At 57.8% G+C, this 25,985-nt stretch carries 21 protein-coding genes and 1 pseudogene; 6 read left to right on the top strand and 16 right to left on the bottom strand.

Annotation, left to right across the window (positions count from 1 at the left end):
• A pseudogene (locus tag D7D26_RS12630) lies at window positions 1-2,185 on the bottom strand (hypothetical protein); the annotation flags it as partial.
• Between the two features lie 322 nt (window positions 2,186-2,507).
• Window positions 2,508-2,714, bottom strand: a complete 207-nt coding sequence (locus D7D26_RS07405) for a hypothetical protein (protein ID WP_078015266.1) — start codon at window positions 2,712-2,714, stop codon at window positions 2,508-2,510.
• Window positions 2,715-2,972: 258 nt separating this feature from the next.
• Here D7D26_RS07405 and D7D26_RS07410 point away from each other — a divergent pair, with 258 nt between their 5' ends.
• Window positions 2,973-4,511, top strand: coding sequence for a radical SAM protein (locus tag D7D26_RS07410; RefSeq protein WP_233543494.1), 1,539 nt, complete (start codon window positions 2,973-2,975; stop codon window positions 4,509-4,511).
• A gap of 276 nt (window positions 4,512-4,787) precedes the next feature.
• On the opposite strand, the gene D7D26_RS07420 is transcribed toward D7D26_RS07410, so the two are convergent.
• The 5 genes from D7D26_RS07420 to D7D26_RS07440 form a co-directional block, all read right to left on the bottom strand.
• Window positions 4,788-5,048, bottom strand: a complete 261-nt coding sequence (locus D7D26_RS07420; RefSeq protein ID WP_120372626.1) for a Txe/YoeB family addiction module toxin — start codon at window positions 5,046-5,048, stop codon at window positions 4,788-4,790.
• Between the two features lie 5 nt (window positions 5,049-5,053).
• Entirely contained in the window at window positions 5,054-5,302 is a 249-nt protein-coding gene (locus tag D7D26_RS07425) for a type II toxin-antitoxin system Phd/YefM family antitoxin (protein WP_120372627.1), read from the bottom strand.
• Window positions 5,303-5,600: 298 nt separating this feature from the next.
• Window positions 5,601-7,016, bottom strand: a complete 1,416-nt coding sequence (locus D7D26_RS07430; protein WP_120372628.1) for an amidophosphoribosyltransferase — start codon at window positions 7,014-7,016, stop codon at window positions 5,601-5,603.
• A 193-nt stretch (window positions 7,017-7,209) separates the two neighbouring features.
• Complete coding sequence (locus D7D26_RS07435) at window positions 7,210-7,536, bottom strand: branched-chain amino acid transporter permease (RefSeq protein ID WP_078015263.1); 327 nt, start codon at window positions 7,534-7,536, stop codon at window positions 7,210-7,212.
• Window positions 7,533-8,246, bottom strand: a complete 714-nt coding sequence (locus D7D26_RS07440; protein WP_078015262.1) for an AzlC family ABC transporter permease — start codon at window positions 8,244-8,246, stop codon at window positions 7,533-7,535. The genes D7D26_RS07435 and D7D26_RS07440 overlap by 4 nt, the downstream gene beginning before the upstream one ends.
• 326 nt (window positions 8,247-8,572) lie before the next feature.
• On the opposite strand from D7D26_RS07440, the gene D7D26_RS07445 reads away from it, so the two are divergent.
• Both D7D26_RS07445 and D7D26_RS07450 read left to right on the top strand, forming a co-directional pair.
• The gene (locus tag D7D26_RS07445) at window positions 8,573-8,815 is read left to right on the top strand and encodes a hypothetical protein (protein ID WP_078015261.1); all 243 of its coding nucleotides are present in this window, start codon (window positions 8,573-8,575) and stop codon (window positions 8,813-8,815) included.
• Between the two features lie 31 nt (window positions 8,816-8,846).
• On the top strand, window positions 8,847-9,116 hold the full coding sequence (locus tag D7D26_RS07450) for a hypothetical protein (protein ID WP_078015260.1): 270 nt from the start codon (window positions 8,847-8,849) through the stop codon (window positions 9,114-9,116).
• Window positions 9,117-9,361: 245 nt separating this feature from the next.
• On the opposite strand, the gene D7D26_RS07455 is transcribed toward D7D26_RS07450, so the two are convergent.
• A complete protein-coding gene (locus D7D26_RS07455) occupies window positions 9,362-9,937 on the bottom strand; it encodes a nitroreductase family protein (protein ID WP_120372629.1) in 576 nt (191 codons plus the stop codon).
• Window positions 9,938-10,142: 205 nt separating this feature from the next.
• Here D7D26_RS07455 and D7D26_RS07460 point away from each other — a divergent pair, with 205 nt between their 5' ends.
• From D7D26_RS07460 to D7D26_RS07470, 3 genes are all read left to right on the top strand, one after another.
• Window positions 10,143-10,928 carry a transporter substrate-binding domain-containing protein gene (locus tag D7D26_RS07460; RefSeq protein ID WP_078015258.1) on the top strand — a complete coding sequence of 262 codons (786 nt, stop codon included), beginning with the start codon at window positions 10,143-10,145 and terminating at the stop codon, window positions 10,926-10,928.
• A 52-nt stretch (window positions 10,929-10,980) separates the two neighbouring features.
• Entirely contained in the window at window positions 10,981-11,190 is a 210-nt protein-coding gene (locus tag D7D26_RS07465; protein ID WP_078015257.1) for a hypothetical protein, read from the top strand.
• 123 nt (window positions 11,191-11,313) lie between these two features.
• A complete protein-coding gene (locus D7D26_RS07470; RefSeq protein ID WP_078015256.1) occupies window positions 11,314-11,973 on the top strand; it encodes an MIP/aquaporin family protein in 660 nt (219 codons plus the stop codon).
• 291 nt (window positions 11,974-12,264) lie between these two features.
• On the opposite strand, the gene D7D26_RS07475 is transcribed toward D7D26_RS07470, so the two are convergent.
• The 8 genes from D7D26_RS07475 to D7D26_RS07510 all read right to left on the bottom strand — a co-directional run bounded on the left by D7D26_RS07475 (window position 12,265) and on the right by D7D26_RS07510 (window position 25,901).
• Window positions 12,265-13,659, bottom strand: a complete 1,395-nt coding sequence (locus tag D7D26_RS07475; RefSeq protein WP_078015255.1) for an MATE family efflux transporter — start codon at window positions 13,657-13,659, stop codon at window positions 12,265-12,267.
• Window positions 13,660-14,032: 373 nt separating this feature from the next.
• The gene (locus D7D26_RS07480; protein WP_078015254.1) at window positions 14,033-14,455 is read right to left on the bottom strand and encodes a helix-turn-helix domain-containing protein; all 423 of its coding nucleotides are present in this window, start codon (window positions 14,453-14,455) and stop codon (window positions 14,033-14,035) included.
• A gap of 22 nt (window positions 14,456-14,477) precedes the next feature.
• Window positions 14,478-16,295 carry a ParA family protein gene (locus D7D26_RS07485; RefSeq protein ID WP_078015253.1) on the bottom strand — a complete coding sequence of 606 codons (1,818 nt, stop codon included), beginning with the start codon at window positions 16,293-16,295 and terminating at the stop codon, window positions 14,478-14,480.
• 218 nt (window positions 16,296-16,513) lie between these two features.
• Window positions 16,514-19,021 (bottom strand): PDDEXK nuclease domain-containing protein, encoded by a 2,508-nt coding sequence (locus D7D26_RS07490; RefSeq protein ID WP_120372630.1) that lies wholly within the window; start codon window positions 19,019-19,021, stop codon window positions 16,514-16,516.
• Window positions 19,022-19,032: 11 nt separating this feature from the next.
• Window positions 19,033-20,916 (bottom strand): site-specific DNA-methyltransferase, encoded by a 1,884-nt coding sequence (locus D7D26_RS07495; RefSeq protein WP_233543496.1) that lies wholly within the window; start codon window positions 20,914-20,916, stop codon window positions 19,033-19,035.
• Between the two features lie 23 nt (window positions 20,917-20,939).
• Complete coding sequence (locus D7D26_RS07500; protein ID WP_078015249.1) at window positions 20,940-21,998, bottom strand: RNA-binding domain-containing protein; 1,059 nt, start codon at window positions 21,996-21,998, stop codon at window positions 20,940-20,942.
• Window positions 21,999-22,646: a DUF4391 domain-containing protein gene (locus tag D7D26_RS07505; protein WP_205948242.1), complete on the bottom strand. Its 648-nt coding sequence runs from the start codon at window positions 22,644-22,646 to the stop codon at window positions 21,999-22,001.
• Between the two features lie 21 nt (window positions 22,647-22,667).
• Entirely contained in the window at window positions 22,668-25,901 is a 3,234-nt protein-coding gene (locus D7D26_RS07510) for a helicase-related protein (RefSeq protein ID WP_078015247.1), read from the bottom strand.
• Window positions 25,902-25,985 lie beyond the last annotated feature (84 nt).

The following is a 25,985-nucleotide window of genomic DNA, read 5'->3' on the forward strand; positions in this document are numbered from 1 at the left end:
TGACGTTTTTGTCGTCGCGGGTGATGGTGATGTTGTCGCCGCTGGTGAACGTCACTGTGTCGTTGGGATTGACGGCGACTGCCGGCTGCGTGCCGGGCTTGGTATCGAGATTCCAGGAGCCGCCGCCGGCGCCGAGCAGGGCTTTGAGCTGGGCGACGTTGACGGCGTCGGTGTCGTTGACGCCGGCGGCGACGCCGGTGATCTGGCGGGTGACCGGCGTTCCTCCCGTGATCGTCACCGCGCCGACGGAAACGGCCGCGGCGGTGGATTTCCAGACGCCGGTCGTATCGTTGGCGTGGTCCGCCCCAGGGGTGGGATCGTAGCCGACGACGCCTTTGTCGACAGAGGCCACTGAGCCGCTGCCGAGGGCCACGCCGCCGTCGACGGAAGCGTTGGCGTTATACCCAATGATGACGGCGTCCGACGCGGTCGTCTCCGTCGCGCCGTCCGCGGAGCCGATGACGACGTTGTGGCTCTTGCCGTACATGCGGCGTCTGTCGCCCAGCACGATGTTGAACTCGCCGTTTTTGACGGTGTTCCCCGAACCGATCACGGTAATGTGGCTGACGTTTTCGCCGGTGTTCTTGTAGCCGTCGAGCAGGTTGTACCTGCTGATAGCGTTGCTCGTGCCGGTCAGCGTGTTGTTCACGCCCATCAGCTGGGAGGCCTGCGCGTAATCCGCCGTATTGCCGCCTCCGACGGCAAGGACCGCGCCGCCGCCTTCCGAAGATTTTACCGCAGCGCGCAGGCTGTCGGCCAGCGCCTTGGCGGAATCTCCGCCGCTGGCCGGCATACCTGTGATAACCGCGACGGAGTTTTTGATCTCGTTGCCGGCGCCGAAAATCAGCGAGCCGTTGGAGTTGAACGTCCGGTTCGCCGTGCCGACGACGCTGTTGGCGACGCCGGAAAGAGGACTGGCAGCCGTCTCCGATTCAATGCTGTTCAAAGCGCCGTAGATGTTGGCGCCGAAATTCTTCGCCCTGCCCGTGCTGTAGCTTCCGGACGCGATCGAATACGCGCCAGTCACGGTGGAGAAAGCTCCCTCGTTATAGCTGTTCGTGCCGAGGGTAGTCGAGTTGATGTCCAGATTAAAGGTTTTGGTATCTGCGCTGTCGACTGTCACGTCTCCCAGCAGCCCCCGATAATTGTGGGTACCGACCATCAGGCTGCCGGTGCGGGCGTAGGAGTTCTGGCCTATCGCGATGCCCGTGGCGACTTTCGACGGATCGGCCGGCGTTCCGCCGCTGTAGTCGGTCTGTCCGAAGGCAAAGAGGCTTTCCCGCGAACCGTACATATTTTCGACGTGGCTCTTCTGCCCGATCGCGATGCCGCCGCTCTGGTTGACGTAATTTTCAACAAAAGACTGATCGCCGACGGCGATGTCGCCGCCACCGGCGGTAGGCCCGTTGCCGTGCCCCGTTTTCGCGCCGGTTCCGATGGCAAGCGAGGTGGAACGCTGGGAAACGCTGCCGTCGCCGATGGAAATACCGGCTCCATATTCGCCGCCCGCGCCGCTGCCGATCGAAACGGCGCCGGTTTCCTTCGCATAGGAACCATAGCCGATCGCCACGGATTTTTCAGCATCCTTGCCCGTCTTGGCGTTGATACCGGCTGCCAGCGAGTTGGCGCCTCCGGCGCCCGCCGTGGCCGTCATGGGGCCTTTGTTGGTGCCGACGGGAGCGACTCCCGCGCCGGGGTTGACGTGGAAGTACATGTCAGCGTTGGCTATCTCTCTGAGCTGTCCCTCGGTGGCGGCCTGGAAGCGCCTGTTGCCCTCGCCCCAGCCGGGGTCGAGTGTGATGTTGATCAGGCCGTTCACGGTGCCCAAGCTGACTTCGGGGTTATTGATGCTGACGTTGCCGATGATCGCCCCGCCGTTTTCGAGGACTGTTCCCGTGCCGATGCCGACTCTGTTGAACTGCACGTTACGGCTGGTGGCGATATCGATGGCGCCCCCCTTGTTCGTCAAAACGATGTTGGATATCTCGCCCGCCTTGAAGTTCAGGACGTTGTCGGTTTCATCGACAGTCTTCACCGTGACCCCGCCGATCTGAGCGTCCCAGCTCTGCAGGGCAGCGAGGGCCGTACCCGGGAACGTCGTCAGCCCCAGACACGCAGCCGCCAGCAGCGACGTGCCGGCAACCGATGCGCCGCGTTTCCAATAGAACCTTCTTTGCTCTTCCATGTGATATTCCCCTTTCGAATATTTACGAATCAAGAACGCCGCTCCCAAGAGGCTCCCCCGACGGGGGAAAACGGGAATATCTGTTTTCCTTCCGACGCCGCGCCTCGAATACCTGAAGTTCCTGTCGTCGCAGGGATAAATAAAAGATTTCATCCACACTGCGATGGAATGGATCAATTCAACCAATGTATTCGAATTGTAATTGGACAATTAATGTTAGCTTATCATACCCCCCCGTAAAGATATCTAATTGTTTTCATTACATCTTCCCTTACCTATCGCTCAAAACCGCGCGCAAAGTCCGTTTCGTACTGTACAGCTCTTATTTCAGGGCGGGCTTTTCCGCCATCGGCACGATGAAACGATCATTATGCAAGCATGTCTTTTTGTTTTTTCCGAACGGACATGCCTGCAAAACGGCCGGCGTGTTTCCCTTGTCCGCGCCCAGTCGGTACAGCAAAATGGCGGCAGCCCCCTTCCCATCGCGGGGAAAGGGGCTGCCGCCGTCGTGTTTTTCATTCTCTTCCATTCCAGCAATAAATGCAGAGTCTAGAGCGTTCAGCTGCCGTCATGCGATACCTTCGCTGCGATTTTATACTTTTATTATTCGGCTCGCCGTTTCCCGGCCACGAATATACTCACTTATGATATAATTATTTTATAGAAAATGACTCCGCGTGTTTGGGAACGCTCAAACGCTCCCGTTCGGGCACAATCAAAGCGTCGGCCCGAGGGGCTCGTTCGAGGGCGCCGGTCGAGGCCTCTTCAAGAAAACGGTTTTGTCTGCATGATCGGGAGCATCCGCACCGGCGAAGTTCGTCACGCTTCGCGGGAACGGGTGCTTTTCTCTTTTCCGGAAGGCGCCGCGCCCGTTCCCGGCCGAGGGGACAGCGGCATTCCCGCAAGATTCACGGCATTTCGAAAAGGAACGAAAGGGGCGTTTTTGATGGATTTTTCGACGACGATCAAGAAGTTGGGCATCGAACAGGCTCTCAAGTACGTGTTCAGGGAGCCCGAGAAAAATCTCAGAAAGCTGATCGACTGGGCCGACCGGTTCGACCGCGGCGAGTTCGCGCCGCAGCGTCAGGCGGTCAGAGAGGCGATCGCCAATCCGCGGGATCCTTATTATCCGCTCGTCCGCCGGCTCCTGACGGACGTGGATGCCGACGTTCTGAAGACGCTGGCGGTGAATTTCTTCGTCAACGCCAACCTGAGCGGATGGCCTGTTCAGGAACGATGCCGCCGAAAGTACGGCTGCAATATTCCCTGGGCGATCCTGATGGATCCGACGTCGGCCTGCAACCTTCACTGCACGGGCTGTTGGGCGGCGGAATACGGCAACAGCCTGAACTTGAGCCTCGACGAGATCGATAGCGTCATCCGGCAGGGCAAGGAACTGGGCGTTTACATGTATATCTACACGGGCGGCGAACCGCTGGTGCGCAGGGACGACCTCGTCCGCCTCTGCGAACGGCACCCGGACTGCGTGTTCCTCTGCTTCACCAACGCCACGCTGATCGACGAGGCTTTCGCCGACGAGATGCGGCGCGTGAAGAATTTCGTCCCCGCCATCTCGCTGGAAGGCGGCGAAGAAGCGACCGACGGCCGGCGCGGCCGTGGCGTCTACCAAAAGGCGATGCGGGCGGTCGATCTTCTGCGCCGCAAGAAGCTGTTCTACGGGATCTCCACCTGTTACACGCGCGCCAACTACGAATCGGTCACCTCGGAAGCGTTTTACGACAGCCTGATCGCCATGGGCGCCTTCTTCGTCTGGTATTTCCATTACATGCCGGTCGGCAACGACGCCGTGCCGGAGCTGCTGCCGACGGCCGAGCAGCGCCGGGGGATCTACGAGCGCATCCGCCGCTACCGCCGCACCAAGCCGCTGTTCTCGATCGACTTCCAGAACGACGCCGAGTACGTGGGCGGCTGCATCGCCGGCGGACGCCGCTACCTGCACATCAACGCCAACGGCGACATCGACCCGTGCGTGTTCGTTCATTATTCCGACTCCAACATCCGCGAGAAGACGCTGCTGGAAGCGCTGCAGTCGCCGCTGCTGATGGCCTACCACAAAAGACAGCCGTTCAACGAGAACATGCTGCTGCCCTGTCCGATGCTGGAAAATCCGCAGAAACTCCGCGCCATGGTCTCGGCGACGGGAGCGCGCTCCACGGATCTGCAGTCGCCCGAATCGGCGGAACACCTGTGCGCCAAGTGCGACGAATACGCCCGCCTCTGGGCGCCCGTGGCGGACGGTTTATGGCAGCGCCGCCGCGCGGAAGAAAAAGAAAAGGTCGCCATCAGCGTCGAGAGCGGTTCGTAATGCCGTTTCTCGATCGCACGGCGCCTCTGTCGATAAGAGCCTGCTCCCGTCTCGTTTGGCACGAGTCGGGAGACAGGCTCTTTTTCGCGAAAGAATTTCGCCGCGTGGGCGCGCGTTCATTCCCTGCCGTTCCAGCAGTACGTGCAGAGCTTGCAGGCTTCGACGCCGACGGCGGCGAGCATGTCGCCGAGGCAGCGGTCGAGGGAGTCCTGAGCGGCTGAACTCCCCCGCAGCGCCCAGAAAACTATGTTAATACTTTACTATCAAGAATTAGTATTACTCTTCGTAATGCCCCTTGCACGAGGCGATAAACAAAAATTCGTGTTCGTCGATTCGGTACACGAGGCGGTTCTTTTTGTCGATCTCGCGGCTCCAGCCGTTGATGTAGCGCAGCAGTTCAGGCTTGCCGATGCCCTTGGATACTCCGTTCCGTTCGATGTCCTTGATCAGCGCGTTGATTTTCTTGACGGCTTTCTTGTCTACGGATTGCCATTCAAGATATTCGTCCCATGCTATGTCCGACCAGCGCTTATTCATGCCGGCTATTCCGTTTCGGTGAGTTCATGTTCCTGGCCGCCGCCGGCTTCCAGCTGTTTGAACGCGCGGTCGAGCTTGGCGACGTATTCGGCGTTGCGGAGGCTCTTCATGAGACGGTTATAGCTGTCGAGGCTCAGCAGTACGACGTTTTCTTCGTTTTTGCGGGTAATCACGACGACTTCGTCGTTGTTGACCGCGGCGTCGCAGTATTCTTTGAATTTTGTCCGCATGGTCGAATAATTTGCGGCTAGCATGTCAAACGCCCCTTTCATATTTATTTGCACACTGGTTTCCGTACAAAATATTGTACAGTATCCTGTACAATAAGTCGAGCGCGAAAAAACGAGACGATCTCTTGACAATCAAGAAAATGTTCGCTTTCCTTCCGACGCCGGCACGATGGGACGATCTTTCTGCAAGCGCGTCTTTTTTCCCGAACGGACATGTCCGCAAACGGACGCCATGTTTCCGCTATCCGCGTCCATTCGGTATGGCAAAACGGAGCCGGCCCGCTTTCCCTCAATGGAAAGCGGGCCGGCTCCGTTTTGTCTTTCATTCTCTTCCGTTCCAGCAGTACGTGCAGAGTTTGCAGGCTTCGACGCCGACGGCGGCGAGCATGTCGTCGAGGCGGTTGAACTTGAGCGAGGAAAATCCCATCTGGCGGCGGATGCCTTCCAGCATGGCGGCGTAGCGCTCCGACTCGGGATCGCAGTACTCTTCGAGGACGGCGCGCTCGGGTTCGTGCCCTTCGAGTTTGCTGACGATGCGGCGGGCGATCAGCTCCATGTCGGAATTGGAGCGCGAGAAGTTGATGTACTTGCAGCCGAACATGATCGGCGGGCAGGCGGGGCGGGCGTGGACTTCGCGCGCGCCGGTGCGGAACAGGAACTCGGTGGTCTTGCGCAGCTGCGTGCCGCGCACGATGGAGTCGTCGATGAGGAGCATGCGCTGCTTTTCGATCAGTTCATGAACGGGGATCAGCTTCATCTTGGCGATCATGTCGCGCTTGGACTGAACGGTGGGCATGAAGCTGCGCGGCCAGGTCGGCGTGTACTTGATCAGCGGGCGCGAGAAGGGCACGCCGGATTCGTTGGCGTAGCCGATGGCGTGAGCGATGCCGGAGTCGGGCACGCCGGCCACCGTGTCGATCCGCTCGCGGCTCATGCCGTCGCGCCGGGCCAGCATGCGGCCGCAGTTGTAGCGCATCCGCTCGACGGAGACGCCCTCGTAGTGCGAGGACGGATAACCGTAGTAGACCCACAGGAAGGTGCAGATGCGCATTTTTTCTCCCGGCGGCACGAGGGTGGTCACGCCTTCGGGAGTCATCAGGTCGATCTCGCCGGGGCCGAGCTCCTTGTAGTCGCGATAGCCGAGGTTGAGATAAGCGAAGGGCTCGAAGGAGGCGCAGAAACCCTCGTCCTTCAGGCCGATGGTCAGCGGCGTGCGGCCGAAGCGGTCGCGGGCGCAGTAAACGCCGTCGGCGGTCAGCACGAGCAGCGTCATGGAGCCGTCGATCATCTCCTGCGCGGAGCGGATGCCCTCGACGAGGCTGTCCTTCTGGTTGATGAGGGCGGCGACGAGCTCGGTGGAGTTGATGTCGCCGGAGGTCATTTCGAAGAAATGAATGCCGGTGTTCTTCATGATCATGTCGAGCAGATGGTCTTTGTTGTTGACCCTGCCGACGGTCGTGATCGCGTAGGTGCCGTGATGCGAACGCACCACCAGCGGCTGAGGATCGTAGTCGGAGATGCAGCCGATGCCCATGGTGCCCTGCATGGCGTTGGCCTCTTTCTCGAACTTGGTGCGGAAGGGGGAGTTTTCGATGTTGTGGATGGCGCGGTCGAACCCCTTTTTGCCGTAAACCGCCAGACCGGCGCGCCGCGTTCCCAGATGGGAATGGTAGTCCGTGCCGAAAAACAGATCGAAAACGCAGTCTTCCCTCAGCGCCGCCGCAAAAAAGCCGCCCATGATGTCTTCCCCCTGATCGCTTCGCGCTGTTCGCGAAAAAAATTCGACGCGGCTTTCTTCGGAAAACCGCGCTCCGCCGTGCAGAGATTTTACCAGAACATTTTAGCATAAAACAGGATATATTTCAGGAATGTGCCGCTGCAGATCGGCAACGGCAGTAAAAAATTCCGCTCCCAGCCCCGTTTTCGCCCCGCTAGAACGCCAGCTGCACGAGCAGCATGTAGCAGATCGTGCCGGCGGCGATGGAGAGGAGCATCTGCCGCTTCCACAAGTGCAGCCGCACGGTGACGGCGATCGAGATCAGCTCCGGCAGGCCGTGAGTGCCGCCGAGCAGACTGACGTTCTTCAGGCAGTAGACAACGAGCAGACCGAACACGGCGCCGGGTAGAGCCTTGCCCAGATAACGCACAAACGGCGGCGTTGGACGCGACGCAGAGAAGATCACGAACGGCAGAAAACGCGTAATCATCGTGCCGAGAGCGCACATAGCGACGGTGATGATTTGCTGCGACAGAGTCATTCTTCATAGCCTCCTCGGCGGACGATGGGACGACGCCAGAGCGCCAGCAGGGCAAAAATGACGAGCATCGATGGAATCATAAAGGAATCCGGGCCGCAGCAGAACAGGCACACAATCGACGCGCCCAAGCCGATCAGCGCCGTCAGGTGGCTTTTTTCCTTGAGCCATTGCTCTACGAAGATGACGACGAACATGGCCGTCATCACGAATTCCAGCCCTTCGCTGTTGAAGCGTACCAACGAGCCGAGCGCGCCGCCGAGCGCCGAGCCGCTCACCCAGTAGGCGTAATTCAGCAGCGATACAAAGAGCATGAACCAGCCGCGATCGACGCCCGCCGGAACCGCAGCGGCGCAGTTGATGGAGAAGGACTCGTCGCACATGAGAAAGATCAGCAGCGGCTTCTTCCAGCCCAGGCCTTTGAACTTCTCCAGCATGGCCAGACCGTAGAAAAGATGCCGCGCCTGGATGATCAGCGCCATCGCCAGCGCCTGCAACGGCGCGAAAGGTGCCGTTAGCATGGAAACGGCGACGAATTCCAGCGAGCCGCCGAAGATCGTCATCGCCATCAGCAGCGGATACCAGAAGCTGAACCCCGACACGTTCATGTAAACGCCGTAGGTCAGGCCGAGGAACCAGAACCCCGCAAAAATCGGGATCGTAAAAGGGAAAGCCGCTCGCAAAGCGCGGCAGATGACCGCCTTCTCGTTCATAAAAACCCCCCGTTTCACCGTAAAATGATTGACAATTATAAGACGGCATCCCTATAATGAGAATGAAAAAATAACTTTCTTTGCGCAGGCAAAAGGCTCCCGTCCGCCGGCGCGGAAACCGTCTCCCTGCGATCACCCCGCCGCCATGGCCCGTTATCTCGGACTTGTTTTCGTCAAAAAAGCGCAGGTTCTTCGCCCTTTAGAGCGCCGAAGGCGCGCCGAAAACCGCATGAAATCGCGTGCCGCATGCTTTTCGGCCGCGCCAGGGCGACATTTTCAATGATGCTTTCTCATCGAAAATCAGTATTCTAAAGGAGCGATGTCCCGTGAGCAACGAGATGGCTTTCTGCAAAACTTTTTCCGACGGTTCGCACGTCACCGTGCTGTGGAACGAGCGAGAAGGGATGCGCCTGAAAACGCCGGAAGACCTCTGGTCCCTGCCGCACGATCTGGCCTCGGAATTCCTCCGCCGCGTCGCCGAAGGGCGCCCCTCCGCCGCCGACCGCCAAATCCTGGAAGACTGCGCCGATACCGTCGAAACCGCACGGGGCGGCGCGAAAGCTCCCTGACGAACCCCGCCGGCCGAAAGGAGCGATTTTCATGATCGTGATCATGTCCGAACACGGCGTGTCCTTCACGCTCGACCAGTTCAACCGTTTGTCCCGCCCCATCGTCTCCGTGATGAGCGACCGAGGCGGAAACATCTGCACGTTCGTCGGCGAGGAGGACCGCCTGCTCGTCCGCCACGCCGACGGCTACTATGCCGACGAGTGGGGCTTCAAGTACGACGCGCTCCATTACGTCGAACTCGACGCGCAGGGACGCGAGATGAGCCGCCTTGCCGTGAACCGGGTCATTCCGGTGCGATAAGCGCCCCCGACGGAAAGCGCGCAAAAAGAGCCTTGTAAAGCCGTGCTCCGGGCTTTACAAGGCTCTTTCGCGTTCTTCGGGAGACATTTCCGGCGCCGCCAACCGAAAACAGGCACGCCGGCCTTATACTATTTCTTAATTAAAGAGACGAACGCAAGGGCGCTGCGGTCGAGGTAGTCCTAAGCGACTGAACTCCCCCGCAGCGCCCCGCAAACTATATCAGTGCTTTCTATCAAGAAATAGCCTTAAACGATTTTCGCTACGTCGTCAAAGGCGCGTTTGGGCACGAAGTAGTCGCGTTTTTCGTCCACGAAGTATTTGACGCTGCCATCGGCGCCGACGGGAACAAGCGTGCTTTTGTGCGCCGGATAGCCCAGCGCGACGACGAGAAATACGGTATCCTCCGCGGGCACGCCGAGCAGCGCGGCGATTTCGGCGCGGTTAATGGAGCCCATCAGACAGCTGCCGACGCCCGCCTCCCACGCCGTCGTGGCGATCGTGTTGGCGGCGATGCCCACATCCACGCCGGCGAACGCGCCCGAACCAGCCTTTTTGACGATGACGACAAAAGCCACGGGCTGTTCGCCCTCGGCCGGCGTACCGATCTCTTTGGGCAGATAGGCCGCCCATTTGACGAGCGGCTGCATTTTGGCCACCAGCGCGGCGCTCTGCACCGCGACGAAGCGCAGCGTTTGGGCGTTGGCCCCCGTGCTGGCGATGCGGGCGTTTTCCAGCATGGCGCGAAGCAGCCCGTCCGGCAGCGGCCGCTGTTCGAAGCGGCGGTACGTGCGGCAGCCCACATAAAGCTCGGAAAGTGTCATTCGGCATTCCTCCTTCGGGAATCGAAATTGCGTGCGTCTTTATTTTAGCAGTTTCAGGACAAAAATGGAGCAAGAAACGAAACTGTTATTCATTTAATTGCATTCTTGACAAATATAATGAACCGAAGTATCATTCACGGCATCGAACATAAGTTTATTGTCATCTCATTTAACAACAAATAAGTTTATTCAGGAGGGGTTTATCATGAAAAAACGGCACATCGGCGCGATCGGACTGGCGGCTTCTTTGTTTTTTGCCGCGGCGGCCTGGGCGACGCCCGGCGCGATGACGAAGGAAACGCTGACGGTGGGCACGGAGAGCACGTTTCCGCCGTTCGAGTTCCGCGCGCCCGACGGTTCGCCGCAGGGCTACGACATCGACCTGATCGAAAGCATCGGCACAAAGCTGGGCAAGAAGATCGAATGGGTGGACATGGCTTTCGACGGCCTGCTGCCCGCGGTGATGACGCACAAGATCGACCTGATCGCCGCCTGTATGTCGGCCACGCCCGCGCGCCGGAAGAAGATCGCCTTCACCGGCGTGACCAATCATTCCGACTCGGCGTTTTTCGTCCTGCCCGGGCACGAAAAGGCCGCGGCGGCGGACTTTGCCGGCATGACCATCGCCACGCAGCTGGGCACGATCCAGGACGCTTACGCGCACACGATCCCGAACGCCGTCGTCAAGAACTACCAGAAAAGCGACGACTGTCTGCGCGAGGTGCTTTTCGGCCGCGCCGACGCCGCGCTGCTGGACGGCCCCGTGGGCTACAAGTACTGTCAGGCCAAAGATTTCGCCGGCAAGATCGCCGTCTGTGCCGTGACCAACGTGGCCACGGAATCGAAAGGCTCGGCCTTCGGCGCCGCCAAGGACGATCCGGAACTGCTGGCTGCCGTGGACAAGGCGCTGGAAGAGATGAAGCAGAGCGGCGAGTTCCAGGCTCTGCGCGACAAATGGGACCTCGACGACTGGAAGAAGAACGTCAAGTAACTCCGGTTCCTTTCCGATGCGAAGAAGAGCGCGCGGTATATGCCCGTCGTCAATGTTCCACGTGGAACATTCCGCACGCCGTTTCACGGCGCGCTCCGGCGCAGGCGCGCAAAGACCTTGCGGAGATCCAACCGCGCTGCCCGCGAGGCGCGGACGGCTGCCCCACGACCGCGAACGGCTTTTCGCCTGCCTGACGGCCGCCGCGGCCAAGCTCGGCGGAGACGTTTTGGACAAGCCCGTCCGGCGCCGGACGGCGCTTTGAAAAACCCTCCGCGTTTCCCGATTACATAAATAGAAAAACTTATGCGGATTTGCCGAGACCGAAAAACTCGGATATAATACGGGCGCTGTAAATTTCTTCTATGTTGAAAGGAAGTCAAAAAGAATGAAGAAGTATCTCGCTGAATTTGTCGGCACCTTTGTGCTCGTGCTCTTCGGCTGCGGCACGGCCGTCGTGCTGGGCTGCAACGGCGCGCAGGTCAACGCCGCCTATCTGGGCACGGCGCTGGCGTTCGGCCTGGCGATCGTCGCCATGGCCTATTCCATCGGCAACGTTTCCGGCTGCCACGTCAATCCCGCCGTCTCGCTGGGCGTGCTGCTGACCGGCGGCATGAGCTTCGGCGACTTTATCGGCTACGTGATCGCCCAGTTCGCCGGCGCCACGGCCGGTGCGGCTCTGCTCGGCTACCTCTGCGGCTGGGACAGCGGCTTCGGCGCCAACGCGCTGTATGGCGGCGACGTGGTGAAGAGCTTCGCCGTCGAGGGCGTGCTCACCGCCACGTTCGTGCTGACGATTCTCGGCGTCACCTCCAAGTCTGGCCACAACAAGTTCGCCGGCCTCGCCATCGGCCTGACGCTGATTCTGATCCACATTTTCGGCATCCACTTCACGGGCACCAGCGTCAATCCCGCCCGCAGCTTCGGCCCCGCCTTCTTCGCCAAGGGAGCCGCCATGGCAGACCTCTGGGTCTTCATCGCCGCGCCTCTGGCCGGCGCGGTCGTCGCCGCGATCGTCTGGAAGGCGATCGAGCCCGAGACCGAATAGTTCTTTTGCTCCGTCCCAAAGAAAAGCCGTTTCCCGTTGAGGGAGGCGGCTTTTTTGTATGCGCGCGTCGTCCCGATGCCGTTGCAGCGTTTCCTGCGCAGAATATCGTACTGATTTCCAATAAAAAGGCATCATTGAAAAGCGGGATCAGGGCGCGGGAATCGGCAGAAACGATTCGCGGTCCGCGCAGGCACTCCCGACGAAAAAAGGCGTGACGCTCGAACGAACGTCACGCCCTTTGTTTGTATGAACTGCGTTTTCTACATGCGAGAGCCGCAGGCCCCCTCCGCGCTACTTATTGAACGCGATTTCGAGCTGAGTGCCGAGAAGGTCGCGATCGCCGCCGTTGAAGCTCTCCCAGAAATACCACAGCAGAATGGCGCCGATCAGCCCGCCTCCGACATCGACGACGATGAAACAGCTCCACGCGCCGTCAAGGCCCATCAGCTGCGGCAGAACCAACAGCGCCGGCAGGAAAAGGAACCCCTGGCGGCAGAAGTTGAGGAACAGACTCACGCCCGAACGTCCCACGGCGAGAAACGCGTTCGAGGCGACGATGCCTGCCGCCGCAAAAGGCATGCCAAGATAGCCGATGCGCATGGCCCGCACCGTGAGGCGGATCAAGGCCTCGTCGTCGGCCGCGAAGAGCGTGACCATGGCGCGCGTAAGAGACTCGGCGCCGATGAACGAAATCGCGAAATAGACGGAGCTGACGGCAAGCGCGCATAAAATCGTGCGTTTGACGCGGTCCGACCGCTGGGCGCCGTAGTTGTAGCCGACAATGGGCTGAAGCCCTTCGCCGACGCCGAACACGGGCAGATAGATCAGGTTGTCCAAGCAAAAGAAGATGCCCACGGCCGAAATGGCCAGATCGCCGCCGAGATCGTTGACAACGTTGTTGAAGAGCATCATGCTGACCGTGTAAAAGAGCTCCATTAAAAAGGGAGAGGCGCCCACAAGGAGCATCTCCCTGACGATGTCCCCATTGGGTTTCAGCGACGCGGCGCTGATCCGCAGCGATCCCGCGCCCTTGAGATAAAACAGCGCCACCCAGACGAACGAGGCGATCTGGGCCAGCGACGTCCCCAGCGCCGCCCCGGCGATGCCCATGCGCATGCGCGCAATGAAGAGCCAGTCCAGGAACACGTTCATGCCCGCGCCGACGCACAGCGTCCACATGGCGTAACGGGGGTGCCCCTCGGCGCGGATCAGATAGTTCAGCGAGAATCCCAACAGGTTGAAGGGCATTCCCCAGAACAAAATTTCCGTGTAAATGCGAGTCTGCGGCGCCAGATGGGGCGAGGCGCCGAACGCTTTCACCAGCCCGTCGAGGCAGAACAGCCCCGCGGCCGTGAAAAGCGCGGCGAACAGCGTCATGACCGCCGCGGCGTTACCGAGGACCGTTTCGGCATCCCGACGCCGTCCCTCGCCGAGCAGGCGCGACATCTGCGATGCGGCGCCGACGCCGACGAGCGAGCCGACGGCGATCACGAAAACCGTCAGCGGAAACGTCAGTCCGACGGCGCCAAGACCGTCGGCGCCGGTGAAACGGCCGATGAAGAGACGGTCGACGATGTTGTAAAAGGCGTTGGCCACAAGGCCAAGCGTGGCAGGCGCAGAAAACCGGAAGAGCAAACGGGCGACGGAGCCCTGACTCATGCTGGTCAACGTGGAAGTCTGAGTCATGATAAATCAACCTCATTTCGAATTCAGACACGAACGCGGGACAAAATTTTTGTCTACATTCACTTTTTCCTTCTCAAGTGGAGTGTGGAAATTCCTCATGGAATTCCTCATGCGCATGATTACATTATATATGAAAATCGAATAGATTCAAATGCGATAGGACCCGATAGCCTTGAATAGGAAAGGATAGGGACGATTCAATCGCAAAAATCGGGGTGGAAAGCAAATTTGCCGTTGGGTCCTTGCCGGTCTGAAAAAACACGAGGGGAGCTGCAGTAAGCGCTTGCAAAAAAAGAGAGGCTCTGTACACAAACAGGAAAGCTCACGAAATCTCGCGTTTTCGCCATTCAACGCTCGTGCAAAAACGCGTGATTCACGAGAGCTCCTGCCGCGACGTCTTGACGGCGACGGTGCGGCTGATGATGCGCCGCCGCGGTCCCGTTTCCGTAGCCGTGATCTCGATCCAGCCGAGCTTGCTCAGGTCGCGCAGCGCTTGGGCGACCTTCTCCTTCTTCACTCCAAGCAGCGCCGCGAATTCTTCGAAATGGATCCGTCCGCCGCTGCGCCGCGCCTGCCATTGCAGCAGCACCATCCACAGCAGTCTGCACATCGTGCGCGGCTTCATGGCGCGGTACCATACGAGCAACGGCTCGTCGTCGGCCGCGGCAGGAACGGGGGCAGGCGTCGGCTCGGGAGGGTGCGGCGCGTCGGGAGCGCCTTGGACGATTTTTCCCAAAAGATTCAGAGCGTCAGTGATCTCAGCGCCCAAAAAATTTTCATCCGTGCTTTTTGCCATTAAAAATCGCTCCTCCTCTGCCTCAGGCGATCAGGACCTGAAGCGCCAGATCGCGGAAAAAGTCGTAAGCGTCCTTGTCTTTAGCGGGATCGAGTCCTTCGAAGCCGAGATAGCTGTTATAGCAGTTTGAGATCGCCGAGCGGTTAGGCGCCTCGCGGCAGCGGATGCCGCTCTGACCGAGCTGTTTGGAAACGGCGTCGCGGATATCGCGGTCGAGCGCGCGGCGCCTGTCGTAGCGCGAGAAGATGACGCCGTAAAGTTTCAGCTGCGCGTTGTACTGGCTGTAACGGCTAAATGTGCTGATAAACTGGGGCAGCGTCGCGATGGCCTGACGGCTGGGATCGATGGGGACGAAAACGCCCGATCCGGCCATCAGCGCGTTTCTCAACGCCAGTGTATCGGAAGGCGGCGTGTCGATCAGGATCAGCGAATAATCGTCGGCCGCCGCGGCCAGATACTGCGCCAAACGGGCCTCCCGATCGCCCTCGGGCGAAGGAATGACGTCGGAAACGGATATATGCGCCGGCAGCAGGTCGATATGGCGGTAGCGTGTCGGGTGGAACAGCGTTTTCGCCGCGCCCGGAAAAGGATACGGTTCGAAAAGCGCGCGCAGCGTCCGCGCTTCCTCCGGCTTCTTGTCGCGCAGGAAGAAATCGGTACTCGACCCCTGCGGGTCGGTGTCGACGACCAGCAGACGCCGCTCGGAACCGTATTCATCCCAGATTTTCTCGATCGCGGTGCCCAGAAAGCAGGTGATCGTCGTCTTGCCGACGCCCCCTTTGAGCAGCGAAACGACGATACGCTTCTGACGGAAGGGCGTTGATGCCGCCGGCTCGGACAACTGCGGGCGAATGTCGGCGGGCTGCGGCTCCAGAGGCGTGTCAGCCTCTTCCGCCGCCTCGGCAGCCCAGAGGCCATCGCTTGCCCCACGCACTTCGGCGCTGGAAGCGGAAATATTCGCGGGTATGCCCTTTTCTTCGCCTTGCGGCTCGACTCCGGGGACGATGCACGCCGAATCGCTGACGGCGACCTGACCGCACGGTGTCTCGCCAATACCCGTCAGAATGCCGTCATGAGCGGTTTCTTCGTTCATCGTTTCCTCGCCGTCAAGCTGCCCGAGCGGCGACATATGGCGCCCACGGGTCTCCTGTAACGTTTCGTCCTTGCCGGCGGTGGCAAAAAGCTCCTCCCCTTCCGCGCCCCGCGCGTCGGGTTTCGAAAAGCCGGCACCGTCCCGCGGGAGATCATCCGCTGCGGACTGGAAAAGAAGCGGCTCGTCGACGGAGAGAACGCCGCCTTCCTCTTCCTTGGTCGCGACGGAAGCTTTGGTTCGCGGCGCGGCTGCCGCCGTCTCGAGATCCTCGTCGGTACCTTCTTGCCCCGGAACTCCCGCGGCGATATTTTCCGCCATCGCGGGCAGCATGACCGTCGCTTGAACCGCTTCATCACCTCTTTTACACACGGCTGGCGCCGCGAAGCCGTCAAGGTCATCCGGCAGCTCTTCAGGCAAAGTCGGCAGGTCATTCGCCGCTCCTTCCCCGGAGAGCGCGCGGCGCGGTCTCTCCAGTTCTGCCGCCGCGTTCAGCGCGGCGAAAAACGTATCGTCGCTTGCGGGGCGCTCGTTTCTTTTCGCCTCCGCAGCTGCGACCAGCGCGGCGAAAAGCGTTTCGTCTCCTGCTGGCAGCGTGGCATTCTGCGCTTCCGCCGCCGCCACGAGCGCGGCAAAGAGCGTATCGTCGCCAACCGGCATCGCGTCTTCGCCGCCATTCTCCGGCTCCAGAAGCCCGGCGTCGTCCAGAAACCAACGCCACAAACCGCGCAATGTGTCCGACAAAGCCATTCCATTCACCGTCCGTCTCTAAAAATTCCAGCTTTCGCCGCGGCCGCCTCCAATAGAAAAAGCCGCTGCGTTTCAGCCGCTGAACGACAGTTTATCATATTGCCGCCGACTCTGAATCCATATTTCAACGAAGTTACGAAAACTATTTTGGGAACGGGGCGCTCTGCCCAATGGAAATTTCCGCGCTTGCGGAGCTTTTCGCCGTCCGCCGGTATTTCTCATCTCATGACCTTATCCAGCAAAGACTGATAGCTGTCTACGACGTCATAGATAACGCTGTCGCTGCTAATCGCCTTGAAATGTTCCCGCGCGCAGTGGATTTTTGATTCTTCGATCAGTCTCAGCTGCATCGATGACATGGAGCCCTTCGTCTCCGCGACGAAGTAGACGTGCTTGACGTTGCCTTCATAGAACGCGATCGCCCAGTCGGGATTGTAGCGCCCCACCGGGGTGGAAATGTAAAAACCGTCCGGCAGTTTAACGTAGACTGCAACTTCTCCGCTTGTATCGAGCGCTTCGGCAAATTTTTGCTCGTTGGAAGAGTCGTAGACGATGTGATCGTAAAGATGCTTCCGAGTCTTCATCGCGTTGACGCCCAAGCGGCCTTTGATGGTCGGATCGGTAAAGATGTCGGTTTCGTAACGGTCGTTCAACAAGTTGTACGCGATATGCTGAATGATGACCGTCGCCTTCTCTTCGTTGATGAGAGTCCCCGCCTTGATGATGAATTCCTCCGGGTTTTCCCTGAACTGATCGAAGACGGTTTTCTCGATGCCGGCAAGGATTTCTACGATCGCTCTGCGGGTCAGGCCGGTTTCCTCCACCAGCTTGCCGACGAGATCGTATTTCACGCGGCCGTTCACGGCGATTCTCCTGCCAGCGTCATACACGGCCGAAGCGTCCCTGATAAAAGCGCCGCCGCTCTTCAAGTCTTCTTTCGACGTGATTTCCGTCAGAGAACCGCTCTCGACCTTGAAGTATATTTTCGCCACGCGCAATTTTCGGTTCAGCGCGTCGATCGATTTTTTCGTCAGCTCGTCCGTATTGAAGTCCACGGCATACGCGGATTTGGGGCTGATACGCTTCCAAAGTTCTTTGAACTCCGGCATGGCCAGTTTTTCCTGATCGACGCGCAGCTCCACGTTTATGTCGCGGGCGTTTTCAGGCTGCATCCGCCTGGCGTCGTAGATGGAATCCACGATGGCGATCACCGATTCGGCGCAGTCCGCCGCTTCTTCGGCGACTTTCACTTCTCCGTTGGCCCTGTCCCGATAATATGTGTCGGTCAGCGCCCCTCTCTTGTCGACGTAGCCGTTCTTGATCATATCGAAATAAATTGCCTGAGCCGTCTCGCCGTCCACGATCTGCTCGTTGCCGTCGGCGTCCCTCAGAACCCGCCCCTTGAACAGTTCGGGCGCGACTGCCTGCGGTCGGTCGGCGACCGCCTCGGCAAGTTCGTTCTGCAGCCCTTTGGCGAAACGGTCGTAGCTTTCGCTGGCGATGACCGTCAGCACGTTGACGTTGTGAACGTCGTCGCCGAGCGCGTTCGTATCCATGCGCTCCCCATCCTGATCGACGCACAGGCGCAGACCCCGTCCGACTTCCTGACGCTTGCGCACGTCGCTGCCGCTCTGCTTCAACGTGCAGATCTGGAAGACGTTGGGATTGTCCCAGCCTTCGCGCAAAGCCGAATGCGAAAAAGCGTAGATATTTGCGTCCTTTGGCAGCGTCATTTCGACCATACTGTCGTTTTTGTCGCTGCAGAGAAGGATGCCGACGGTAGGATTTTCATCGTCCGTTTTTTCGTATCTGTCGTAATAATTTACGTACATCTGCATCTGTCCAATGTCTTGGTGCTTCAGCTTCCCGACCTTTAAATCGATCAGCACAAAACACTTCAGAAGCCTGTTATAAAGTACCAAATCTACCCTGAAATGATCCTCGTCAAAACTGAATCGCACCTGTCTGCCGACAAATGTAAATCCCTTTCCCATTTCCATCAGGAATTCCTGCAGATGGCCGATGATTCTTGACTCCAGTTCCGACTCCGCGTACTCCGGCTTATCCTGCAAACCGAGAAATTCAAGAACGTAAGGGTCTTTTTTCAGGTCGTCCGCGTTCTCGACGCTCTGCCCTTTTTCAGCCAAGGCGAGAATATTTTTCCTCTCCGCCCCCAACAGCAGCCTCTCGTACAGCGAACTGCCATACTGACGCTGAAGCGTTCTGACGCTCCAGTTTCCCTTGTACGCCTCTATCTCGTAAAAGCGTCTCTCGTCATTGTTGCGAATACGGCAAAGGATCAGATAATGGGAGAACGACAATCTAAAAGGCGGTTCTTCCTCCAAAAACCGAAACACCGCATCGGATTTTTCCTCTGCGAATTTCCGAAACACCGTATCGGAAATTCGATCCTGATAATTCAGATAAAACTTCCTTGCGTTCTCGAGCGTATCAACCGAGAACCCCTTGCCGAACCGTTCCGTCAAGACGTCGGACAAATTTTTTATAATCTGCCTGCCATATTCTGCCCGCCGTTCGCCATGCTGCTGCCCTTCGATAATCCAGCGGCCGATGGAGTAAAAGGTCATCAACTGCACCGTGTTGATCTGCCGTGCCGCAGTGTGGCGAGCGTACTGAATAAGCTGAATCGCATTCTGGCACAAGGTGTCCAGCCCCACGGCAGGAACGGCAGAAGTTTTTGGGGCCAGTTCCGCATTCTTTTTCATTTCGCCCCTCCTTAAAGCACCCTGACGCGCTTGCTGATGTCGCCCGCATCCTCCGGCATGTACGACTTGAAAATCTCGAACGCGTTGATCTTCGACGGACTGTCGGCGAAGCAGGAATCGCGGAACACCGCGCGCAGCGGCTTGCGCTTGGCGATCTCCCTGACGACCGATTCGGGAATTCTGTCGGCAAAACAGGCGATCAGATCGCCGTCGCCCACGGTGTGCACCGTGCAGCCGCCGATCTGCTCCGAACGGTACGGCATCGAGAGCGGCAGCCCCCAATCCAGCAGGCAGCCGAACAGCAGGTCGAGATCGCCGCGGCCGTCCTTGATGTTGGAGATCATGTCCTCGAGCCGACGCTGGTCGATCTCGTCCGCGGCGTAATAGACGCCTTTCATGTTGGAATCGTCCAGCTTGAAGACGCGGAAACCGACGTCCAACGAAGAATTGCCCGCCTCCGCTTTTTCATTCCTGATTTTCTCGCCCGCGCGGCGGATGCGCTCTTTGCCGATTTCGCAGATATTCTTGTAACCGGCTTTAAAGGCTTCGCTTTTCTCGTTGCACGCTTCGGGAAGCTGAACCATGATAAATTTTCTTTGTCCGCCGTCTTCGGCGTTGAGCTGCATCACCGCGTGAGCGGTAGTGGCTGAGCCGGAGAAGAAGTCGAGAACGAGAGAATCCTTTTCCGTATGGGCGAGGGTGAGCAGACGTTTCAGCAAACGGACGGGCTTGGGGCCGTTGAAATAACCGCCGCCCAGCAGTTTGCCTACCTCCTGCGCGCCTTCTTGGCTGTGCCCTACCTCCTTGTAGAACAAGATCGAAGTGGGCGCCATGCCGTCAAATTTCAGCTCCGACAAGAAACGTTTAATTCGTGGTACGCCATTGCCGTTAGGACCGAACCAGATTCGATTGTCGCGGAGTCTCTCCAAAAACGCGTTTTTGGAGAGACTCCAGCAGCGACCTGCTGGAGGCTCTCTCACGACCCCCGAAGGGGTCGTAATTGGATAGTCGCAGTCAGGCGTATAAGTTTTAACTGTCATATTATCAGACATCCATATTCCGCGCGGGTCGTCGTCGGGATTTGAATAGCGCGCATTGGCTTCGATCGTCCGCGGTAGGCGGCCGACGACGAAGTCGTTGATGTTGCGCGCGTACATCAACACGTAATCGTGACTGTTCGAGATAAAACGCGCGTCGTTTTTGGGAGAGTAGGCGCGTTCCCAGACAAGCTGGGCGACGAAGTTTTGCGCGCCGAAGATCTCCTCGCATATTTTCCGCATATTCGCGACTTCATGATCGTCGATGCTGATAAAGATCACGCCGTCGTCGCGGAGCAGGCTTGCCGCCAGCTTCAGGCGCGGATAGATCATCGAACACCAGTCCGAATGAAAGCGGCCGTTGGTATCGGTATTCCTGAACAGCCGGTTATCTTCTTCGTCAAATACGCCCATCTGGCGGTTTTCTTCGTCCTGAGACCGCACGAAATCGTCGGCGTAAACGAAGTCGTTCCCGGTATTGTACGGCGGGTCGATGTAGATCATCTTGACTTTGCCGAGGTAGCTTTCCTGCAGCAGCTTCAGCACTTCCAGATTGTCGCCCTCGATGTAGAGGTTCTCCGTCGTGTCCCAGTTCTTGCTCTCCGCGGGGCAGGGGCGCAGGGTCTTGCGAATGGGCCGGTTGGCCTCCAGGATCGCCGCCTTTTTGCCCACCCAGGTGAATTCATACGCCTCGTCGCCGTCGATGACTTCATCAGAGAGCATCTGCTTGAGAATCTTGAAGTTGACGGCCTTTTTCAGCGTGCCGTGTGCGTCGATCGTCTCCGTAACGCAGTTCGGAAACATCGCCCCGATCTTCTCAACGTTCCCCGCCGTCAGATCCGGGGATTCCATTCGCATTTTATCCAAATAATTGTTCCTCCTTATCTCTTCCGATTTCTACGGGACTCACAAAAGGACTCACGAATTCTATTGAATTCTTCTGGGTTTTCATCTAATTCCTTCAGTTTCTCTCGTAAGAATTGAAGTGCAAATTCGGAAAATTTATGTGTTTTGCTACTCTCTGATGTTGTAATCTCAAGATGGTATTTATTAGCCTCTTTCATCTTGTAATACCAGATTAAAGCATATAGATCTTGTCTATCAATCTTAAGTTTTTTAGCCATTTGTTTTTGTATATAAGGATGCGTATCATCAGGATTTCCCTCTGGCACCGGAACTTCTTCCGCTAGGTCAATATTTCCGGTCACTTTAATTACAGGAATACCTTCTGTCTCGTTAAAGCTACCTTCCTTGATGAATTTTGCCTTTTTCAGTACTTTAGCAACTAATTTTCGATCAAAGGCAATGTCAACTCCATATGGGGTTGAAAATTTGCTGTCCGAATAGTTCACAATGCCAAGCTTAGTTGTACCGCTTGCTTTGATTGCCTCGAGAAGCTTTAGAAGTCGTTCACGCTCTTTGGTAGTATGTTCGTCGATAATATGTCGCATTTCTGCATATTTAATTTTTTCATTGCGTGCGCGGTAACGATAATAAATATCTCCACTGGAAATCTTTTCCCCGCTATTTGCTTTCAATGCAATGATTGGTTTATCTTCCGATTTTTCGGTATAAATCCATCCGATTTTTTTCTGCATTACAGTTTCTTCTCCTTCGATAGGTTTCAACTGCAATGTGTTACATTCATACTCAATTGCGGGAGCAAATAAAGAATTTATCGCTTCTGTAAATTGCTCTTGATTGAGATTCTCGAAATTATTATTCTGCAACCCTTTGATTGTCCGAGGGCTATCTGTGACACCGAAAATGATGTAGCCTCCTCGATTATTAGAAAAAGCCGCCATAGTCTTTGCGTACTTAGGAGTATTTGCTTTGTTGAATGCTTCTTTGAATTCAACAGTAGTACTCTCTCGGCTCTTTAATGTGCCGGAAGCTGTAAGAGAAGACAAAAGTTTTCGCACTTCTTCTTCATGATTCAATTACGATACCTCCGTTTTATTTTTTAATTGTTTCAGCTTTGCATTCATCTCCACCCGCCGGTTGAGCTGCTTTTCCCGGCGGATTTTGTTTTCGAGCGCGTCGATCTGTTTCTCGAGCCGGCGTCGCCGCGTTTCCCGTTCCACGGAACGTTTCAGGCTTTCGGCGGCGTCGCGTCCCCGGCGCAGGGCGTTGCCGGCGATTTGGCGGACAAAGTTCTCGTAGACGGCGTCGAGGTCGAGACCTTCGATTTTCAGGGAAAAGTCGTCTTCGCGCAGCCAGTCCGTGTGATAACAGTTCTCGACTTTAAAGGCGACGCGTCCGGCGGCCGCCGGCTCTTTGTAGGAAATCCAGAGTTGGTGCCGTTCCCCGTACTCGAGCGCGAAAACGATGTGGTAGGGGATCTCGCGGTCGATCTGCCGCAGGAGTTCTTCGTTCAGCGCGCCGCCGCTCAGTTCGATCTCGAACACTTCCACTTCCGTCACGGTCGCGCCGGCGGCGACGTTGACCGTTGCCGCCGCGATTTTGTTGCGCCAATAAACGTTCCTGATCTGTTCGATAAAGTCCCGTTTCAGGGCGGGGGAAATCGGGATCTTCTCGTAAAATTTCCGCTTGGGGATTCGTTTATCGACCGCAGTTGTCCTGGGCAAGCCAAACAAAGGTCTTCCTCCTTATCTGACCACAAGGAAGCATACCAGCTCGAAGTCGTCGAGTCCCGATATTTCGGATTCGAGCGCGGACGTTCCGCCCGCCGCGAACAGGCTGTCGATATCGCTCTCTTCCCTGGTCTGGATGACGGACTGGATGGCGTCGTTGAGCAGCTTCGATATGGAATCCATTTTACGGCCGTCGTCGGTTTGGGCGTTGAACTGGGCGCAAAGCTTGCGGTCGGGCTGGGAACGGTCTTTGCAGAGGAGGCGCATGGCGTCGAGCAGGCGTTTGGGGTTGAGGTAGTCGCAGACGACCCGGCCGTCGGCGCCGATATAGACCATGTAGAACGGATGGAGCTGGTTGCGGCGCCCTGCGTTGACGCTTTCGTCGACGTTGCGCAGCACGAAGACGGCGCCGGCGGGCAGTCCGTCCCGCGCGGCGGCGAGGGCGTGCAGGCCGTGCGGTGCGTTCTCTATGCCGGAATTGCTTTTCATGTATTCGAGCAGGTCGAGGCGGAATTCGTTCAGTCCCAAGTCCATGATGGAGACGCCGCTCTGCATGTCTTCGATGTCGACGACTTCTTCCTGCAGGCGCTTGAGCTGGCGGCTGCGATATTCGAGATCCTGTTTTTCGTCGTTGACGGGATCGTCGGCGGAATCGCCGGTGGACGACATGACGGTCAGGCGCATGCGGGCTTCGACGCGGGCCTTGAGGTTGATGTACTCGTCGAGGTTCAGATCGGGCCAGAAGTTGACGAGCTGGACTCGGTCGTTACGGCTGCCGATGCGGTCGACGCGTCCGAAGCGTTGGATGATGCGCACGGGGTTCCAGTGGATGTCGTAGTTGATCACGTAATCGCAGTCCTGTAAATTTTGGCCTTCGGAGATACAGTCGGTGGCGATAAGGACGTCGATGTCGCCGGGGCTGTCCGGCATGAGCAGATCGCGTTCTTTGGAGCGCGGCGAGAAACAGGACAGCGCGTGGTTGAGGTCGGCCCGAAGGCCGGGAAGGTTGGAACGGCCTTCGGTGCTGCCGGTGATCTCGGCGGCGTACAGCCCGTATGCGCCGCGCACGTACTCGCTGACCTGATCGTAAAGGTAGTCGGCGGTATCGGCGAACGCGGTGAAGATAAGGATCTTGCGGTTGCCGGGATTGATGGGACGGGCCATTTTCTCGTCGATCTGGGCGAAAAGCGCCTGTAGTTTGAGGTCGTGTTCCGGCGTGATTTTTTTGGTCATTGCGGCCAGATCGCGCAGGATCACGAGGTCGCTTTCCATGTCGCGGCTCCAGGAAACGTAATCCATATCGCCGAGGTCGATCTGGGCGGTGCGCCCGGCGGTGAAGTAGTCGGTGTTTTCGTCGTCGGCGTCGAGTCCGCCGGCAGGCGAGGCTTCGAAAAGGCGGCGCGTGCCGCAGCCTCCGCCGCTTTCCTGAAAGCGCTGTACGGCGACGATCTGCTCGCCGATAGCGTCCATGATTTTGCTGAGGGTCATGTGGAAGGAGTTGACGGAGCTTTCCAGGCGCTTCAGCAGGTTGATGGCCATGAGGCGGCGAATTCCTTTTTCGCGCCCGAGCTGCGAGAGGCCTTCGTTCTTTTCCTGATACAGTCGCGCGTATTTTTCGCGCTGCGAGGGATGGATGTAGTTCGAGGGAATGTAAACGGCGAGGTTGAGCAGTTCGAGGCGCTTGTAAATCTCTTCGTAAGCGATGCCGGGCAGGTCGGTGAGGCCGGGGCGGCGGCTGACGGGCTTGAGCCGGACGGGAAAGCGGCCGATGGCGGCGGTGTCGTAATATTTCTGGATATGCTTGCGCGAGCGGGCGATAGTGACGCTGTCGAGCAGCTTGAAGAAGTCGAAATCGAGGCGGTTGAGCAGGCTTTGCACGCTGCGCTCTTCGGCGGGGAGCTGTCCCCATTCGTTGTAGGCTTTCTGCGCGGCGTTGAAGATCTGGTCGATCGGTTTGCCCGTATCGAGTTTTGCGTCGATCTGGTCGGGATCGCCTTCGTAGGCGAGGGCAAGCTGGTTGCGCAGATCGGCGAAACGGTTGTTGACGGGGGTGGCGGAGAGCATCAGCACTTTGGTGCGCACGCCGGCGCGGATGACGCGATTCATCAGGCGCAGGTAGCGGTTTTCTTTTTCTTCGGTCGTGGAGCCGCCGTTGCGGAAGTTGTGGCTCTCGTCAATGACGAGCAGATCATAGTTGCCCCAGTTGAGGCGTTCCAGATCGATGCCGTTGCTGCGGCCGCGGTCGCGCGACAGGTCGGTGTGGTACAACACGTCGTAGCGCAGGCGGTCGGCGGCGACGGGATTGTTTTTGTAGTTGCTCTTGTAAGTCTCCCAGTTGGCGGAAAGTTTTTTGGGGCAGAGGACGAGCACGTTTTTGTTGCGGTTTTCGTAGTACTTGATCACGGCCAGGGCGGTAAACGTCTTGCCCAGTCCGACGCTGTCGGCGAGGATGCAGCCGTTGTATTTTTCCAGTTTGCTGACGACGCCGAGCGCGGCGTCTTTCTGGAAGTTGAAGAGCAGATTCCATATCTGACTCTGTTTGAAGCCGGTAGCTTCGTTGGGCAGGCTATCCACGTTGGAGATATCGTCGAGAAATTCGCTGAACAGATTGTAGAGAGCGTAAAAATAGATGAATTCGGGCGAGTTTTCGCGGTAGGCGGCGGACATGGCGTCGATGACGACGCCGGTGACGTCCTGGAGCCTGGCGGGATCGTTCCATAAGGCGTCGAAGGTTTGGCGGTACGGCCGGGCGTTTTCCGGCGAGTCGAGTTTGGCGATCAGATTGAAAGCGTCATTGCCGCGCTCGCAGCCCAGATCGACGGTAGTGAAGCCGTTGAGCGGCGCGTAAACGGTTTCGCCGGCGATCATAAAGCCGGGCATGCGCGTTTGAGTGGCGTTGGACTTGAAGGTCGCTTTCCTCCTGATCCAATCGGCGCACTCTTTGGCGATCGCTTTTTGCGTCAGTTCGTTGCGCAGCTTGATCTCGAACTCGGAGCCGTACAGGCTGCGCTCGCGGTCGCGGCGGGGAATGTAAAATTCGCGCAGGGCGGCGGGCGTTTTTTCGGCGATAAACGTCGGCTCGGTGAAAATAAAGCGCAGCTCGCTGATTTCGTCCAGCCGTTTTTTCAGTTCTTGCCACGCGTACATGGAAAAGCATCCGGCGGCGATGGAAATTTTTTCATGTTTTTTGATCGTGCGTTCCAAATCGTTCTTCAAAGTTGAGTTGACGTTATCGATAATAATCGCCATGCGCGAACGCTCCCGTCTGCTATAATTTTAATATCCGTAATGAATGCGCGTTTATTGGTTATGTATTATTATAGACGCAAAATC

Origin of the sequence: Pyramidobacter sp. CG50-2 (assembly GCF_003612005.1) — a bacterium.
Classification (GTDB): domain Bacteria; phylum Synergistota; class Synergistia; order Synergistales; family Dethiosulfovibrionaceae; genus Pyramidobacter.

Excerpts from the sequence above, each read along its gene's own strand:
- D7D26_RS07480 (WP_078015254.1), bottom strand. The coding sequence starts at position 14,455 with ATGGCAAAAAGCACGGATGAAAATTTTTTGGGCGCTGAGATCACTGAC.
- D7D26_RS07405 (WP_078015266.1), bottom strand. The coding sequence starts at position 2,714 with ATGGAAGAGAATGAAAAACACGACGGCGGCAGCCCCTTTCCCCGCGAT.
- D7D26_RS07450 (WP_078015260.1), top strand. The coding sequence starts at position 8,847 with ATGATCGTGATCATGTCCGAACACGGCGTGTCCTTCACGCTCGACCAG.
- D7D26_RS07410 (WP_233543494.1), top strand. The coding sequence starts at position 2,973 with ATGATCGGGAGCATCCGCACCGGCGAAGTTCGTCACGCTTCGCGGGAA.
- D7D26_RS07430 (WP_120372628.1), bottom strand. The coding sequence starts at position 7,016 with ATGGGCGGCTTTTTTGCGGCGGCGCTGAGGGAAGACTGCGTTTTCGAT.
- D7D26_RS07470 (WP_078015256.1), top strand. The coding sequence starts at position 11,314 with ATGAAGAAGTATCTCGCTGAATTTGTCGGCACCTTTGTGCTCGTGCTC.
- D7D26_RS07420 (WP_120372626.1), bottom strand. The coding sequence starts at position 5,048 with ATGAATAAGCGCTGGTCGGACATAGCATGGGACGAATATCTTGAATGG.
- D7D26_RS07465 (WP_078015257.1), top strand. The coding sequence starts at position 10,981 with ATGTTCCACGTGGAACATTCCGCACGCCGTTTCACGGCGCGCTCCGGC.
- D7D26_RS07485 (WP_078015253.1), bottom strand. The coding sequence starts at position 16,295 with ATGGCTTTGTCGGACACATTGCGCGGTTTGTGGCGTTGGTTTCTGGAC.
- D7D26_RS07440 (WP_078015262.1), bottom strand. The coding sequence starts at position 8,246 with ATGAACGAGAAGGCGGTCATCTGCCGCGCTTTGCGAGCGGCTTTCCCT.
- D7D26_RS07460 (WP_078015258.1), top strand. The coding sequence starts at position 10,143 with ATGAAAAAACGGCACATCGGCGCGATCGGACTGGCGGCTTCTTTGTTT.
- D7D26_RS07455 (WP_120372629.1), bottom strand. The coding sequence starts at position 9,937 with ATGACACTTTCCGAGCTTTATGTGGGCTGCCGCACGTACCGCCGCTTC.
- D7D26_RS07425 (WP_120372627.1), bottom strand. The coding sequence starts at position 5,302 with ATGCTAGCCGCAAATTATTCGACCATGCGGACAAAATTCAAAGAATAC.
- D7D26_RS07435 (WP_078015263.1), bottom strand. The coding sequence starts at position 7,536 with ATGACTCTGTCGCAGCAAATCATCACCGTCGCTATGTGCGCTCTCGGC.
- D7D26_RS07495 (WP_233543496.1), bottom strand. The coding sequence starts at position 20,916 with ATGCGAATGGAATCCCCGGATCTGACGGCGGGGAACGTTGAGAAGATC.
- D7D26_RS07490 (WP_120372630.1), bottom strand. The coding sequence starts at position 19,021 with ATGAAAAAGAATGCGGAACTGGCCCCAAAAACTTCTGCCGTTCCTGCC.
- D7D26_RS07510 (WP_078015247.1), bottom strand. The coding sequence starts at position 25,901 with ATGGCGATTATTATCGATAACGTCAACTCAACTTTGAAGAACGATTTG.
- D7D26_RS07475 (WP_078015255.1), bottom strand. The coding sequence starts at position 13,659 with ATGACTCAGACTTCCACGTTGACCAGCATGAGTCAGGGCTCCGTCGCC.